The sequence below is a fragment of the Aeromonas lusitana genome (assembly GCF_002812985.1).
GTDB classification, from domain to species: domain Bacteria; phylum Pseudomonadota; class Gammaproteobacteria; order Enterobacterales; family Aeromonadaceae; genus Aeromonas; species Aeromonas lusitana.
This window is the reverse complement of record NZ_PGCP01000003.1, coordinates 184,589-197,835: the sequence shown is the minus strand read 5'-3', so window position 1 is coordinate 197,835 and position 13,247 is coordinate 184,589. Positions and strand designations below refer to the sequence as shown.

Annotated in this window: 10 protein-coding genes and 5 tRNA genes; 6 read left to right on the top strand and 9 right to left on the bottom strand. The window is 62.6% G+C overall.

The genetic code is table 11. The annotated features are described in order from the left end of the window. Nucleotides 1-19: 19 nt before the first annotated feature. Nucleotides 20-1,021, top strand: a complete 1,002-nt coding sequence (locus tag CUC44_RS02470; protein ID WP_100858416.1) for a Gfo/Idh/MocA family protein — start codon at nt 20-22, stop codon at nt 1,019-1,021. Nucleotides 1,022-1,131: 110 nt separating this feature from the next. Here the strand turns inward: CUC44_RS02470 and CUC44_RS02465 are convergent, their stop codons facing one another. Further along, complete coding sequence (locus tag CUC44_RS02465) at nt 1,132-2,031, bottom strand: LysR substrate-binding domain-containing protein (protein WP_100858415.1); 900 nt, start codon at nt 2,029-2,031, stop codon at nt 1,132-1,134. Between the two features lie 104 nt (nt 2,032-2,135). Between CUC44_RS02465 and CUC44_RS02460 the strand changes: the two genes are divergently transcribed. The 4 genes from CUC44_RS02460 (at nt 2,136) to CUC44_RS02445 (ending at nt 6,562) form a co-directional block, all read left to right on the top strand. Further along, nucleotides 2,136-3,113 carry a TDT family transporter gene (locus tag CUC44_RS02460; protein WP_100858414.1) on the top strand — a complete coding sequence of 326 codons (978 nt, stop codon included), beginning with the start codon at nt 2,136-2,138 and terminating at the stop codon, nt 3,111-3,113. A 226-nt stretch (nt 3,114-3,339) separates the two neighbouring features. Beyond that, the gene (locus tag CUC44_RS02455) at nt 3,340-4,332 is read left to right on the top strand and encodes an LpxL/LpxP family acyltransferase (RefSeq protein ID WP_100858413.1); all 993 of its coding nucleotides are present in this window, start codon (nt 3,340-3,342) and stop codon (nt 4,330-4,332) included. A gap of 152 nt (nt 4,333-4,484) precedes the next feature. After that, on the top strand, nt 4,485-5,483 hold the full coding sequence (locus CUC44_RS02450; protein WP_100858412.1) for an LpxL/LpxP family acyltransferase: 999 nt from the start codon (nt 4,485-4,487) through the stop codon (nt 5,481-5,483). A 218-nt stretch (nt 5,484-5,701) separates the two neighbouring features. Then, a complete protein-coding gene (locus CUC44_RS02445; RefSeq protein ID WP_100858411.1) occupies nt 5,702-6,562 on the top strand; it encodes a PA4780 family RIO1-like protein kinase in 861 nt (286 codons plus the stop codon). A gap of 106 nt (nt 6,563-6,668) precedes the next feature. Here the strand turns inward: CUC44_RS02445 and CUC44_RS02440 are convergent, their stop codons facing one another. Beyond that, nucleotides 6,669-7,547, bottom strand: coding sequence for a pirin family protein (locus CUC44_RS02440; protein ID WP_100858410.1), 879 nt, complete (start codon nt 7,545-7,547; stop codon nt 6,669-6,671). Between the two features lie 51 nt (nt 7,548-7,598). Continuing rightward, nucleotides 7,599-8,387, bottom strand: coding sequence for a hypothetical protein (locus tag CUC44_RS02435; RefSeq protein ID WP_100858409.1), 789 nt, complete (start codon nt 8,385-8,387; stop codon nt 7,599-7,601). Between the two features lie 180 nt (nt 8,388-8,567). Between CUC44_RS02435 and CUC44_RS02430 the strand changes: the two genes are divergently transcribed. Then, on the top strand, nt 8,568-10,988 hold the full coding sequence (locus CUC44_RS02430) for a DNA polymerase II (RefSeq protein WP_100858408.1): 2,421 nt from the start codon (nt 8,568-8,570) through the stop codon (nt 10,986-10,988). Nucleotides 10,989-11,189: 201 nt separating this feature from the next. Here CUC44_RS02430 and CUC44_RS02425 read toward each other — a convergent pair. The 6 genes from CUC44_RS02425 to CUC44_RS02400 form a co-directional block, all read right to left on the bottom strand. Further along, a tRNA-Val gene (locus CUC44_RS02425) sits at nt 11,190-11,266 on the bottom strand. A 30-nt stretch (nt 11,267-11,296) separates the two neighbouring features. Then, nucleotides 11,297-11,373 (bottom strand) — tRNA-Val (locus CUC44_RS02420). 33 nt (nt 11,374-11,406) lie between these two features. Then, a tRNA-Val gene (locus CUC44_RS02415) sits at nt 11,407-11,483 on the bottom strand. Between the two features lie 19 nt (nt 11,484-11,502). Then, nucleotides 11,503-11,579 (bottom strand) — tRNA-Val (locus CUC44_RS02410). A gap of 11 nt (nt 11,580-11,590) precedes the next feature. Then, nucleotides 11,591-11,667: transfer RNA gene (locus CUC44_RS02405), tRNA-Val, on the bottom strand. A 173-nt stretch (nt 11,668-11,840) separates the two neighbouring features. Then, entirely contained in the window at nt 11,841-13,220 is a 1,380-nt protein-coding gene (locus tag CUC44_RS02400; protein ID WP_100858407.1) for an MATE family efflux transporter, read from the bottom strand. Between the last annotated feature and the right edge of the window lie 27 nt (nt 13,221-13,247).

Genomic DNA, 13,247 nt, shown 5'->3' with positions numbered 1-13,247 from the left:
GGGGATATCAGGAGGCAAGATGCAAGCACAGGGAAAGCCGGCGCAGCTGCGCTGGGGGATCGCAGGGGCGGGGGGCATAGCCCGTCGTTTCTGCCGCGACGTCAACCAGCACGGGACCCTGGGGCAGGTTGTGGCGATCGCCGCTCGTGATCAAGGCCGGGCCGACGCCTTTGCCCAGGAGTTGGCGCTGCCGCTCGCCTTTGGCAGCTATCAGGCACTGGCACAGAGCCTGGAGGTGGACGCCGTCTATGTGGCGGTGATCCACCCAGAGCACGCTGCCCTGATCAAAGAGATGCTGCTGGCGGGCAAGCACGTGCTGGTGGAAAAACCGGCGGTGACCAGGCTTAAGGATTGGGATGCCCTGGTGGCGCTCGCCCATGAGCGGGGTCTCTTGCTGCTCGAAGCCATGAAGGTGATGTGCTTCCCCGCCATGCGCACCCTGCTTGCCCGTTTGCCTGAGCTGCCGGGCCCCTTGTCCCTGCGCGCCGCCTTCGGCTCGGTCCAGTCTCGGGAGGGCAAGTTGTTCGATCCCGCCCTGGAGGGGGGCGCAGCCTGGGATGTGGGGGTTTATCCGCTCTGGCTCTATGCCGCCTTTTGCAAGCAGTTGGGGTTGGAGGCTGGAAAACCCGAGGTGCGATTGCAGCGGGCGCCCGGTGAGGTGGATTTGAGCGCTCATTTCACCTTTGATGGGGCAATCCGCGCCGAGCTCGGCGCCTCCATCATAGAGGATCTGGACAAGGCTGCTTACCTGAGTGGGCAGTGGCAGGGGCAGCCCTGGACCCTGGTCATCGAGGGCAAGTGGTGGAATCCGCAGGGGGTGCGCTGGCTCTCAGGGGCCCCAGACGCCCCCTGGGCGCAGGAGATCGCCTTGCCGGTGGCGGGGGGCGGCATGCAGCACGAGGCGGATCACTTCGCCCACTGTGTTGCCGAGGGTTTGCTGGACTCTGCCTGGCTGCCTCAGGCCCTGACCCGCCAGGTGCTGGGCTGGGTCGAGCGTGGCCTGACTCCTGCCCGCGATTGAGGTGCGTGATCACCCAACGTCATCTTGTCTTGATCAACTAAGGGCGCCGCGGCGCCCTCTGTCATTGGTGCACGGTTAGCCGCATGCCGTGAGACGGGGACTTGCCGACATCAGCTCTCGCGAGGACCGGGGAGTTGCTGGGCGCGGCAAAAGGCCAGGAAACGGCGCAGGGTGGCGGAGTGGTATTTCTGCTTGTGCCAGATGAGGGAGAGCTGGCGCGGGAAGCGGCGGCTCGGGGTGAGCGCCACCAGGCGGCCGCTCGCGAGCCTGTCCGAGACCGCCAAGCGGGAGATGAAGGAGAGGCCGAGACCGTGCTCCACCGCCAGCATCACGGCCTCCAGAGTGTTGAGTTCGAGCCCCGCCTGCCAGCGCGGCAACTTGGGCTGGATCTGCTGCTCGAACTGTTCGCGACTGCCGGATTGGGGCTCGCGCAGTACCCAGGTCTCGCCGCCGAGCTGACTGAGCGGCAGCTCCAGTCGCCCCGCCAAGGGGTGGTTGGGCGGGGCCACGATCAGCATCTCGTCTTCCAGCCAGGGCTCGCTCACCAGATCCGGGTGATGGTTCTCCCCCTCGATGAGCGCCAGATCCAGCTCGAAGTGGGCGAGGGCATGGCACAGCAGATGGGTGTTGGCGATGGTGACCCGCGGCGGCAGCCCGAGCTCGCTCGCGCTGTCTGCCAAGAGGCTCGGCAGCAGATAGTTGCCTATGGTCTGGCTGGCGCCGAGGCGCAGCTGGCTGGCGGGCTCTGCGTCCGGACTGAACAGCTGCTCTATCTCCTGCATCCGGGTCAGCAGCTCCTCGGCGGCCGGTTGCAGCAGGAGTCCCTCGCTGTTGAGCTGCAGTCTGGGGTGGACGCGGTCAAACAGCGGGGTGGCGAGCTGGCGCTCCAACTCCTGCAAGGACTGGGAGACGGCGCCCTTGCTGAGGCAGAGTTCGTTGGCCGCGAGCCCCAGGTTGCCGTGGCGCGCTATGGTGGCGAACACCTTGAGTTGTTGCAGGGTCAGCTTCATGTTGTTTGGTTTTCCTAAACACGTGATTCAATTCATTTAGATATCGTAAACGATAGAGCCCCTTTATCCTATGCTCATCGTCACAAGAACAAGAGGATACAGAGATGATCGCAAGTACCCGTCGCTCCCTGGGCAATGCCCCGACCCCCATGGCCGGTCTGGCTCTCGGGATCGCCAGCCTCGGCTGGTGCTGGGAAAACGCCGGTCAGTTCGATGGTCGCCTGCAACTGCTGGGGGCCGCCATCGCCGCCGTGCTGCTGTTGATCCTCACCTGCAAGTTTGTGGTCCATCCTCGCCTGCTGTGGCAGGACCTCGCTCACCCTGTGGTGGGCAGCGTGGTGCCCACCTATGCCATGGCCACCATGGTGGTCTCCAAGGCCATCGGCCTGCTGGCGCCGACCCTGGGGCAGGGGCTCTGGCTGTTCGCCGTGGGGCTGCACCTGGTGTTCCTCGCCACCTTCGTCTGGCACAGGGCAAAAGAGTTCGAGATCCATCACATGGTGCCGAGCTGGTTCGTGCCGCCGGTGGGGATTATCGTCGCGGATATCGCCTACCCGGGTGGTCCCTTCGCCGAGCTGGCCAACGTGCTGCTCTGGTTTGGCCTGATTTGCTACGGTCTGATGCTGCCGCTGATGCTCTATCGCCTCATCTTCAGCCACGAGGTGCCGGATGCCGCCAAACCGACCATCGCCATCCTGGCCGCCCCCGCCAGCCTGTCCCTCGCCGGTTACCTGACAGTGACCGCCGAGCCTTCCCTGCTGCTGGTGGCCGTGCTGCTCGGGATCGCCGTGCTGATGACAGGCATCATCTACCTGTCCCTGCTCAAGCTGCTGCGCCTGCCGTTCTCTCCGGGCTTTGCCGCCTTCACCTTCCCCCTGGTGATTGGCTCCACCGCCCTGTTCAAGGTGAGTCACCTGCTGTCGCAGTGGCCAGAGGCAGCCCACTACGTGGCCCAGATCAACCAGCTGGCCTATCTGGAACTCGGTGTGGCGACCCTGATCGTCGGTTACGTGGCCCTGCGCTACCTGATGTTCTTCCTGCCGCTCGGGCAGGGGACTCTGGGTCAACCCGCCCATCGCTAAGCCGTCTGGCACCCTTGTCCAATACACCCCGCATCGCGGGGTGTATTGCATTGGGAATCCCGCCGGGCACGGCCTGCGCGAGATCCGAGCAAATGGCTCGAAATATCGGCTGTCAAGGTGGGAGCCGCTTCAAATAGTCGAGCATTCAGGCGAGATTAAGGTGGTGCTGACTGGTATTACCTGTCAGGATGGCCGCCAATGCTGTTCTCTACGATTTGACCTATCCATGTCCTCCCAAGATCCCGTATTTGACTCATCTTTTCAGTCTCGTCTGCTGCGTCCGCGTTACTGGCCGAGCTGGCTCGCCCTCGGCGCCCTCGGCGTGCTCGCCTTCGTGCCGCCCCGCTGGCGCGACAAGCTGGCGGACGCCCTGGCGCCCCTGGTGCTGAAGTTCTCCAAGAAGCAGGTCTACATCGCCCGCACCAACCTCGCCATCTGCTTCAAGGAGCAGAGCGAGGCCGAGCGCGACGCCATCCTGATGACCTCCATCCGCATCGGCCTCAAGAGCCTGCTGGGCTTTGGCGAGTTCACCTGGCGCGGCCCGGAGCACCTGATGAAGCGCATTTCGGTCAGCGGCTGGGAGCACATCGCCGCCGAACAGGCCGCCGGTCGCCCCGTGATCCTGGTGGTGCCCCACAGCTGGCCCATCGACGCGGCGGGTTATTACTTCTCCCGTCAGGGGCTCAACATGTGCACCATGATGAAGAGCGCTCGCAACCCGGTATTTGACTGGCACATCAACCGGGAGCGGGCCAAGAATGGCTGCCGCGTCTATGAGCGCAGCGCCGGCATAAAACCGGTGATCAAGGCGGTGAAATCCGGCCTGAGCTTCTTCTACCTGCCGGATCAGGATCACGGCCGTGAGGCGAGCATCTTTGCCCCCTTCTTCGATCACCCCAAGGCGACCCTGCCGGCCCTGCCACGGCTGGTGAAGCTGACCGGCGCCAAGGCAGTGCCCGTGCTGGCCTGCTATGACGAGGCGACCCATGGCTACCGGCTGGAGATAGAGGCGCCGTTCGCCGATTACCCGAGCGGGGATCTGCTGGCAGACACCTGCGCCATGAACGAGTGCGTGCAGCGCCAGCTCACCCGCTACCCGGGTCAGTACATGTGGTTCCTCAAGATCTTCGACACCCGCGAGGGTCAGGAGGAGGGGGCGGAGGGCCTCTACGAAGAGGGCATCAAGCGTATTCGCCGTGGACTCTCTCCCCATTCCTGAACCTCTGCTTAACCCAAAGTTGCAAATGGCCCCAAGTGGGCCATTATTTATTTCTAACTAGTCTGATCAGTGACTTGGCGGTGCTCCCCGGCGGCCTCAGGGTAGAAAAAAATGTCAGGATCACTAAAATAACGGTCTGTTTTGACGATTCGATGGCGACCATGTCCGCACAAGATCCGGTGTTCGATACCTCATTTCATCTGCGTCTGCTGCACCCTAGGCTGTGGGGCAGCTGGCTGGCCCTCGGCCTGCTGTTCCTGCTGACCTGGATCCCGGTCCGCTGCCGGGGCAGGCTGGCCGATGCCATGGCGCCGCTGTTGCTGCGCATCTCCAAGAAGCAGGCCTACATCGCCGAGACCAATCTCAAGATCTGCTTCCCCGAGCTCGATGGGGCCGGGCGTGAGGCCCTGCTGCTCAAGTCCATCCGCACTGGCCTCAAGACCTTCATGGGCTTTGGCGAGATGACCTGGCGCAGCAAGGCGTATCTCAAGGGGCGCATCAAGGTGCGCGGCTGGGAGCACATCGCTGCCGAGCTGGCCGCCGGTCGCCCCATGATCTTCGTGGTGCCCCACACCTGGGCGGTGGATACCATAGGGCGCTTCATCACCAATGAGGGGGTGCCCCTGTGTACCATGATGAAGAGCCCCAAGGATGCGGTGTTTGACTGGTACATCAACCGCGAGCGCAGCAAGGGTGGCCGGGTCTACGAGCGCAGCGTCGGCATCAAGCCGGCCATCAAGGCCTTGCGCGGCGGTGACAGCTTCTTCTACCTGCCGGATCAGGATCACGGCCGCGATGCCAGCCTGTTCGTACCCTTCTTCAATCATCCCAAGGCGACTCTGCCGGCCCTGCCCAAGCTGGTGAAGCTGACCGGCGCCAAGGCGGTGCCCATCCTGGCTTGTTATGACGAGGACGAGCACTGCTACCGGCTGGAGGTGGAGGCGCCGTTCGATCCTTATCCCACGGCGGATCTGCTGGCGGACGTCAACGCCATGAACCGCATGGTGGAGCAGCAGCTCAGCCGTTTCCCCGAACAATACATGTGGTTTCTCAAGATCTTCGAGACCCAGGAAGATAATCAGGGCAAGGATGGTCTCTATGAAGAGGGGATCCGGCGTATTCGCCAGGGGTTGCCACCGGAGGAAGCATGATAGACAGGGCCCGTTTGCGGGCCCTGTCCATTCGTTGGATAGCGGGACAGATGGTGCGTTTATCACCGCCTGCCGAGCTGTTATTCTGATGCTAGATGGTGAAAATATGACCTCGTTTGGCGACACTTGGGCACGCTGGCAAGGGATGCCGCTGCCGGGCTGTTCTGGCGCAAGCAAACAAGGTGCAAACAAGGTGCAAATAAGGTAAAAGGGCGGTCATGAAAATTCCAAATCGAATCCAACCTTTGGTTGATGACGGCCTGGTCGACGATGTCATCAGCCGGCTGATGAGCGGCAAAGAAGCCGACGTCTATGTGGTGCGCTGCGGCGACGAGATCCGCTGTGCCAAAGTTTACAAAGAGGCGAGCAAACGCAGCTTCAAACAGGCCGTGGTCTATCAGGAAGGGCGCAAGGTGCGCAACAGCCGCAGCGCCCGCGCCATGGAAAAGGGCTCGAAATATGGCCGCAAGCAGCACGAAGAGGTGTGGCAGAACACGGAAGTGGACGCCCTGTTCAAGCTGGCTGCCGCCAACGTGCGGGTGCCAACCCCCTATGTCTGCCTCGATGGCGTCCTGCTGATGGAGCTCATCACCGACGAGGATGGCAATGTGGCGCCGCGCCTCAACGACGTGGCGCTCACCGCCGAGCAGGCCCTGGTCGATCATGCCAAGGTGATCCGCTACGTGGTGCGCATGCTCTGCGCCGGCCTCATCCACGGGGATCTCTCCGAGTTCAACGTGCTGGTGGACAGCCAAGGCCCCGTCATCATAGATTTGCCCCAGGTGGTGGATGCCGCCGCCAACAACCAGGCCAAGGCCATGCTGGAGCGGGACGTCGACAACATGCGCAACTACTACGGCATGTACGCCCCCGAGCTGCTCAAGACCCGCTATGCCAAGGAGATGTGGGCTCTGTTCGAAGATGGCAAGCTCAGCCCGGAATCCGAGCTGACCGGCCTGTTCGAGGAGAGCACAGATGCCATCGATCTGGACGGCGTGCTGCACGAGATCGAGAGCGCGCAGGAAGAGGCCATGGAGCGCCGTGCCCGCATGAAAGCGGAGCAGGAAGAGGAGTTCTGATAACGCAGATTGCCGTCCCTTCTTGCATAGAAAAGAGCGCCATCGGCGCTCTTTTGCTTTTGGGGCTGGCAGTGCGTCGATTAGTTCGACTCGGCAGGGCGCGGGCTTAGAGCCCGGCCAGGGGCGGGGCGATAAGCCGTGGCCCAATATAACCCACCACCTCGCCGAAACGGGGATGACCGCTCTCCCAATCCTGGGCCGCGGTGCGAATGGCGTCTCTGTCAAAGCTCACGAAGTTCCACCAGATCTGCAGGGGTTGCGCCAGGGGCTCACCGCCAATCAGCAGCAAGCGGGCGCCCTGGGTCAGCTCCACTTCCACACTCGATGTACCCGGCGGCAGATAGATAAGCTGCTCTGGGGCGAGGGGCTCCCCGGCGATGCTCACCTGGCCTTGCAGGGCGAAGAGGCCGTGCTCAAAACCCGGGGCCAACGCCAATCGTACTCTTTGGGTCTGTTCGGCATGCAGATCCAGCCCCAGGATGGGGGAGAAGTGCAGGGTAGGGGCCTGGCGCCCCTGATACTCCCCGATAAGCAGGGTGAAGGTAACCTCACCCTCCTGCCAGCGTGGCAACTCGGGGTAGTGATCAAAGCGCGGCTGGGTGTCCTGACTGCGCTCTGGCAGCGCAATCCAGAGCTGGGCGGCATGCAGGTCGGGGTGGCCCTCCACCGACTCCTCGGTGTGGGCGATACCGCGTCCGGCGGTCATCAGGTTGACCTGGCCCGGGCGGATCACCTGCTCACTGCCCAGGCTGTCACGGTGCAATATCTCGCCTTCCAGCATCCAGGTGAAGGTTTGTAGGGAAATATGAGGATGGGGCCCTACATTCATCCCCTTGGCCCCTGGGGCAAAGCGGGTCGGCCCTATGTGATCGAGAAAACACCAGGGGCCTATGGTGCGTCGCTCCTTGACCGGAATGGCGCGGGCCACCGGGATCCCCCCCACGTCGGTGAGGCGGGAGGCAATGCGTTGCCACTGTTGTTCCATCTTGTGCTCCTTGAAAAATGCGGGTGAAAAGGGTGTGTGATGACATCCGGGCTAGCGGCGGCGGATTGCCGGGAAGCTGCGCATGGGAGGCGCCATCCGGTGGGGCATGGCGGGCCTGCTCATCGGGCTGGCGAGGGTGCTCGGCAGATGAGGCCTGGGGACAACCCCGTTGTTGACCCTGGGCTGGGCCGAGGGTGTCCAGGTGCCGTCGCCTGCCTTGGGCTGGGTCGTGGGCCACAGCGCCCCGTTATCGGCCTTAGGCAAAGTCGCAGGCAGCAGAGTGCCATCACCGGTCTTGGGAAGCGTCGTGGGCAGCAGAGCGCCATCACCTGTCTTGGGGAGTGTCGTTGGGCGCAGAGTCCCATCGGCTCTGGGATGGGCATCTCCCTTATAGTCCAGAGGGGAGCGAGGCGTGCGATCGGGGTTGCTGACACTGGGGCGCAACTTGCTGTTGTCCCGCAGCGCCTGTTTTTGTTCAGGAGACATGGCATTCCAGCGGGTGGCGAAATCCCCCCGCAGGGCGGCGAGATCCGCCTGTCCCTGGTTATCCTGCCAGTTGTGGAACTTGTCTTTGATCTCCTGCTGGCGATCCGCATCGAGCCCGTTCCACCATTTCTTGATCAGCTCGTCGAAATCCCCCTCGTTGTCACAGCACCAGGGGTAGTAGTGGTCCCAGTAGTTGAAGTAGTCGTCATACCACCAGGGGTAGGCGCCATAGTGGCTGCCGTAATAGCCGCCGACACTGGTGCCCGCGCTGGCACCGACGCCGATGGACGAGGAGTCGCTGCTGCAGGCGCCAAGGCCCAGGGCCAGCAGGGGAACAAGCAGGACGGTACGCATCTTGGCTCCACTCCGGTGAAATGACGCAATGAACTGATGATAAAGTAAATATGCACCAATCCCGCGCCAGATGGCAGGGGCTTGGCCGATATAAGGGCCCATGGCGGTGTTTTGCAAGAATTGCAGCCAAGCACTGTATGAACGTACAATAGTGGCATATCAACCCAGCCATTAGCCTGCATGACGCTCTCCCAACCCAGCACGCCCGCCACTGCCCCCCTCAATGGCTTCATCCTGACCCGTCACGGGCGAGACGTGCGCGGCCATGGCGGGCTGGCCGGTCGCACCGAGATAGTGATGTGGCTCTGGAGCGAGCAGGGGCCGGTGCGGCTGGTGGTGCCGGGGCAGGAGCCGGTGTTCTTCCTGCCCGAGCGCCACATGCAGGAGGCGGCCGAGCTGTTCAAGGGCGCCGGGGTGAGCGGCCGGTTTAGGCGCCTACCCATGCACACCTTCGACGGCCGCGCCGTGGTCGGCTGTTATTTCCCCACCCTGAGCGCCTTTCACCGCGCCATCGAGCTCTTGCTCATTCGCGGCCTCGAGCACTTCGAGGCGGATATCCGGCTACCGGAGCGCTACCTGATGGAGCGTTTCATCACAGCCGGGGTGCGCTTTGGCGGCAAGGTGGCGAAGAAGGGGGGCAAGCAGGGCTATTGGGAAGTGAACGAGGCGCGCTGCGCGCCCCAGGCGGTGACGCCGAGCCTCTCCTGGGTGTCGCTGGACGTGGAGTGCGCCATGGATGGGGCTCTCTTCTCCATCGGGCTCTACAGCGAGCAGGATGCGCGGGTCATCATGATAGGGGACTCCGAGGCGGACTCAGAGGCGTGGGAGACGACAATCGAGTGGGTGGCGGATGAGAGCGCCCTGCTCGGCGCGCTGGAGGCCTGGTTCAATCGCCACGATCCTGACCTGGTTATCGGCTGGAACGTGGTGAACTTCGACTTTCGCCTGCTGCTGCGCCGGGCCGAGCTCAACAAGCGGCGACTGCGCCTCGGCCGGGGCCGTGAGCTCTGCTTCTGGCGCTCATCGCGCGGGGATCCCCAGACCGGCAACGTCATCATCCCGGGCCGCATGGTACTGGACGGCATAGATACCCTGAAAAGCGCCACCTGGCAGTTTGCGAGCTACAGCCTGGATGCGGTGGCAAGCGAGCTGCTTGGCCGCGGCAAGGACATAGAGGACGTGGCAAACCGGGGGGAGAAGATCACCGAGCTGTTCCACTCGGATAAAGAGGCGCTGGCCCGCTACAACCTGGAAGACTGCAAGCTGGTGTGGGAGATCTTCGATTACTGCCACCTCATCGCCTTTGCCATCGAGCGCGCCTCCCTCACCGGGCTGGAGCTGGACCGGATCGGCGGCTCGGTAGCCGCCTTCACCAATCTCTATTTGCCACGGCTGCATCGCGGCGGCTATGTGGCCCCCAACCTGCCCGCCGACGGGGGGCTCGCGAGCCCCGGCGGCTATGTGATGGACTCCAAGCCTGGCCTCTATCGCCACGTGCTGGTGCTCGATTTCAAGAGCCTGTATCCCAGCATCATTCGCACCTTCTGCATCGATCCCATGGGGCTGGTGGAAGGCTTGCAGCAGCCCAAGACAGCAGTGCCCGGCTTTCGCGGCGCCATGTTCTCCCGCACCAGGCACTTCCTGCCCGATCTGATTGCCACCCTGTGGGCGGCGCGGGACAGGGCCAAGGCAGCCAAGAACAAGGCGCTCTCCCAGGCCATCAAGATTATCATGAACTCTTTTTATGGCGTGCTGGGCTCGGGGGGCTGCCGCTTCTACGATCCGCGCCTCGCCTCCTCCATCACCTTGCGTGGTCACGGCATCATGCAGCAGACCCGGGAGTGGATAGAGGGGCAGGGCTTCGAGGTTATCTACGGCGACACCGACTCCACCTTCGTGCATTTAAACCGGGCCGTGACCCCGGAGGAGGCGGACGCGATTGGCAAGCGGCTGGCCAGCATGATCAACGAGAATTGGACGACCCTGATCAAGACCGAGTTCGACCTGCCCTGTTACCTCGAGATCGAATACGAGACCCACTATCGCCGCTTCCTGATGCCCACCATCCGGGGCCTGGAGAAAGGCAGCAAGAAACGCTACGCCGGTCTGGTGGGAGAGGGTGAGGGGGAACACCTGGTGTTCAAGGGGCTGGAGACGGTGCGCACCGACTGGACAGCCCTCGCCAAGCAGTTCCAGACCCGGCTCTACGAGCTGGTATTCCATGATCAGGATCCCAGCGGCTATGTGCGTACCATGGTGGACGAGACCCGGGCCGGCCTGCACGACGATCTGCTTGTCTACCGCAAGCGGCTGCGCCAAAAACTCGAGGAGTACCAGAAGAACGTGCCGCCTCACGTGCGGGCGGCGCGTCTCGCGGATGAAGAGAACCTGCGCCGCGGTCGACCCCAGCGCTATCAGCACAGGGGCAGCATCGCCTACCTGATCACTGTGGCCGGGCCCGAGCCGCTGGAATACAGGCGCAGCGCCATCGACTACGAGCACTACATCGACAAGCAGTTAAAGCCCATCGCCGACGCCATACTGCCCTTTATCGGCGAGTCGTTCGAGCGGATCTGCGGCCAGCAGTTGGATCTCTTCTAGCCTGAGGCCGCAGCAAGCGTGCAAAGAAGCTGGTGTGAAAAAGCAGAGTGAGCAGAACGGGCGCCGCGATCCGTGGCGAGAGCTAAGCAGAGAGCTAAGTCGGGGGAGGCGAGATGATACGGGTAGAGGGCAGTTTCCTCTCCCGGCAACTGTCGGACGCTGAAATGCAAAAAGCCCGCTATCAAGCGGGCTTCTTTAATTTGGTGCGTCCTAGTGGATTCGAACCACCGACCCCCACCATGTCAAGGTGATGCTCTAACCAGCTGAGCTAAGGACGCAGGGTGCGCTGTGCGGCTTTTTGCGATAAGTGGTGGGTTTAATTGGATTCGAACCAACGACCCCTACCATGTCAAGGTAGTGCTCTAACCAACTGAGCTATAAACCCACATCTGCAATCTTATCAAACTACTAACTGTTATGGTGCGTCCTAGTGGATTCGAACCACCGACCCCCACCATGTCAAGGTGATGCTCTAACCAGCTGAGCTAAGGACGCATAACAGTGTTTTTCGTGATGGTGCGTCCTAGTGGATTCGAACCACCGACCCCCACCATGTCAAGGTGGTGCTCTAACCAGCTGAGCTAAGGACGCATCACGAAAAGTGGTGGGTTTAATTGGATTCGAACCAACGACCCCTACCATGTCAAGGTAGTGCTCTAACCAACTGAGCTATAAACCCACTTCAACAACGCCAGCATTGCTGGCGTGGTCGGCATACTACCCATGCCCCCCAAGGCTGTCAACAAGGGACATGCACAAAGGAGACTGTTTGCCCAGTTCTTGCGCAGCCTGTTGATTTTGCAGGCGAGGCGCGGATAAAGCGCGCCTCGCAGCGTCTCTTATTGGGCCTCTTTATTGAGCCCTAGAGAGGGCAGTGCAGGCCTCCGGGCTCGCGAAGCGGCCATAGATATGACGCAGTCGGGTACCCAGCATCAGGGCGGCGCCGGTCAGGCCGACGATAAAGCCAACCCAGAAGCCTTGCGGCCCCATGCGTGGCACCAGCCAGTCGGTCAGCCCCAGGATCATGCCGGTGGGCAGTCCGAGTCCCCAGTAGGCGACTATGGTGACGTAGAAAATAGCCTTGGTGTCCTTGTAGCCACGCAGGGCCGCGGCCGCGACCACCTGCACCGAATCGGAGATCTGGTAGATGGCGGCGAAGAACAGCAAGGTGGCTGCGAGGGTGATCACCTGCATGTCGTCGGTGTAGATCCCCGCGATATGCTCGCGCAGCAGCACGGTCAGGGCGGCGGTGCCGGCGGCCACCGCCATGCCCAGCATCAGGCCGGTACGGGCGGCGACCCGGGCGTGCTCCGGTTGACCTTCCCCTATGCTGTGGCCGACCCGGATGGTGACACCCACCCCGATGGAGAGCGGCAACATGAACACCAGGCTGGAGAAGTTCAGGGCTATCTGGTGGCTCGCCACCGTCTCTGCGCCAAACGGTGCCAGCATCAGGGCCACCACGGTAAACAGGGTCACCTCGCAGAAGATGGCCATGGCGATGGGGAAGCCCAAGCGGAACAGACGCCAGATCCGGCTGCCATTGGGGCGGGCCAGGTTGGCAAACAGGTTGATGGTTTTGAAGTGGGAGGAGAACTTCACATAGAGGATCATCGCCAGCAGCATGGCCCACAGCACGATGGCGGTGGCCACGCCGCAGCCGACCCCGCCGAGCTTGGGCATGCCGAAGTGACCGTGAATGAAGATGTAGTTCGCGGGAATATTGACCGCCAGCCCGACGAAGCCGATCACCATGGTGGGCATGGTGTGGGAGAGCCCCTCACTGAAGTTGCGCAGCACCTGGAACAGCACGAAGGCGGGCAGACCCCACATGATGGCGTGCAGGAAGCCGGTAGTCTTGGCGGCCATGACGGGATCCACGTCCATCAGATGCAGCGCCAGCGGGCTGAAATAGAGCGCCAGCATGGCGATCGGGATCACCATCAGCGCCAGCCAGAAGCCCTGATGCACGGCCGGGCGCACCTCGTCCCGTTTGCGGGCCCCGTTGAGCTGGGAGACGATGGGGGTGAGGGCCATGATGATGCCCTGGGTCAGCAAGATGATCGGCAGCCAGAAACTGGAGGCCACCGACACCGCCGCGAGATCCACGGCGCTGACCTGGCCCGCCATCACGGTATCGACGAAGCTCATGGCGACCTGGGCCACCTGGGCCACCAGAATGGGACTGGCTAGGCGAACGAGTTGCTTCGCCTCGGACCAATAACGTTGCACTGACACCTCCGAATGGATCAGATAAAA

Coding starts and splice junctions, on each gene's coding strand:
- CUC44_RS02470 (WP_100858416.1), top strand. CDS start 20: ATGCAAGCACAGGGAAAGCCGGCGCAGCTGCGCTGGGGGATCGCAGGG.
- CUC44_RS02465 (WP_100858415.1), bottom strand. CDS start 2,031: ATGAAGCTGACCCTGCAACAACTCAAGGTGTTCGCCACCATAGCGCGC.
- CUC44_RS02460 (WP_100858414.1), top strand. CDS start 2,136: ATGATCGCAAGTACCCGTCGCTCCCTGGGCAATGCCCCGACCCCCATG.
- CUC44_RS02455 (WP_100858413.1), top strand. CDS start 3,340: ATGTCCTCCCAAGATCCCGTATTTGACTCATCTTTTCAGTCTCGTCTG.
- CUC44_RS02450 (WP_100858412.1), top strand. CDS start 4,485: ATGGCGACCATGTCCGCACAAGATCCGGTGTTCGATACCTCATTTCAT.
- CUC44_RS02445 (WP_100858411.1), top strand. CDS start 5,702: ATGAAAATTCCAAATCGAATCCAACCTTTGGTTGATGACGGCCTGGTC.
- CUC44_RS02440 (WP_100858410.1), bottom strand. CDS start 7,547: ATGGAACAACAGTGGCAACGCATTGCCTCCCGCCTCACCGACGTGGGG.
- CUC44_RS02435 (WP_100858409.1), bottom strand. CDS start 8,387: ATGCGTACCGTCCTGCTTGTTCCCCTGCTGGCCCTGGGCCTTGGCGCC.
- CUC44_RS02430 (WP_100858408.1), top strand. CDS start 8,568: ATGACGCTCTCCCAACCCAGCACGCCCGCCACTGCCCCCCTCAATGGC.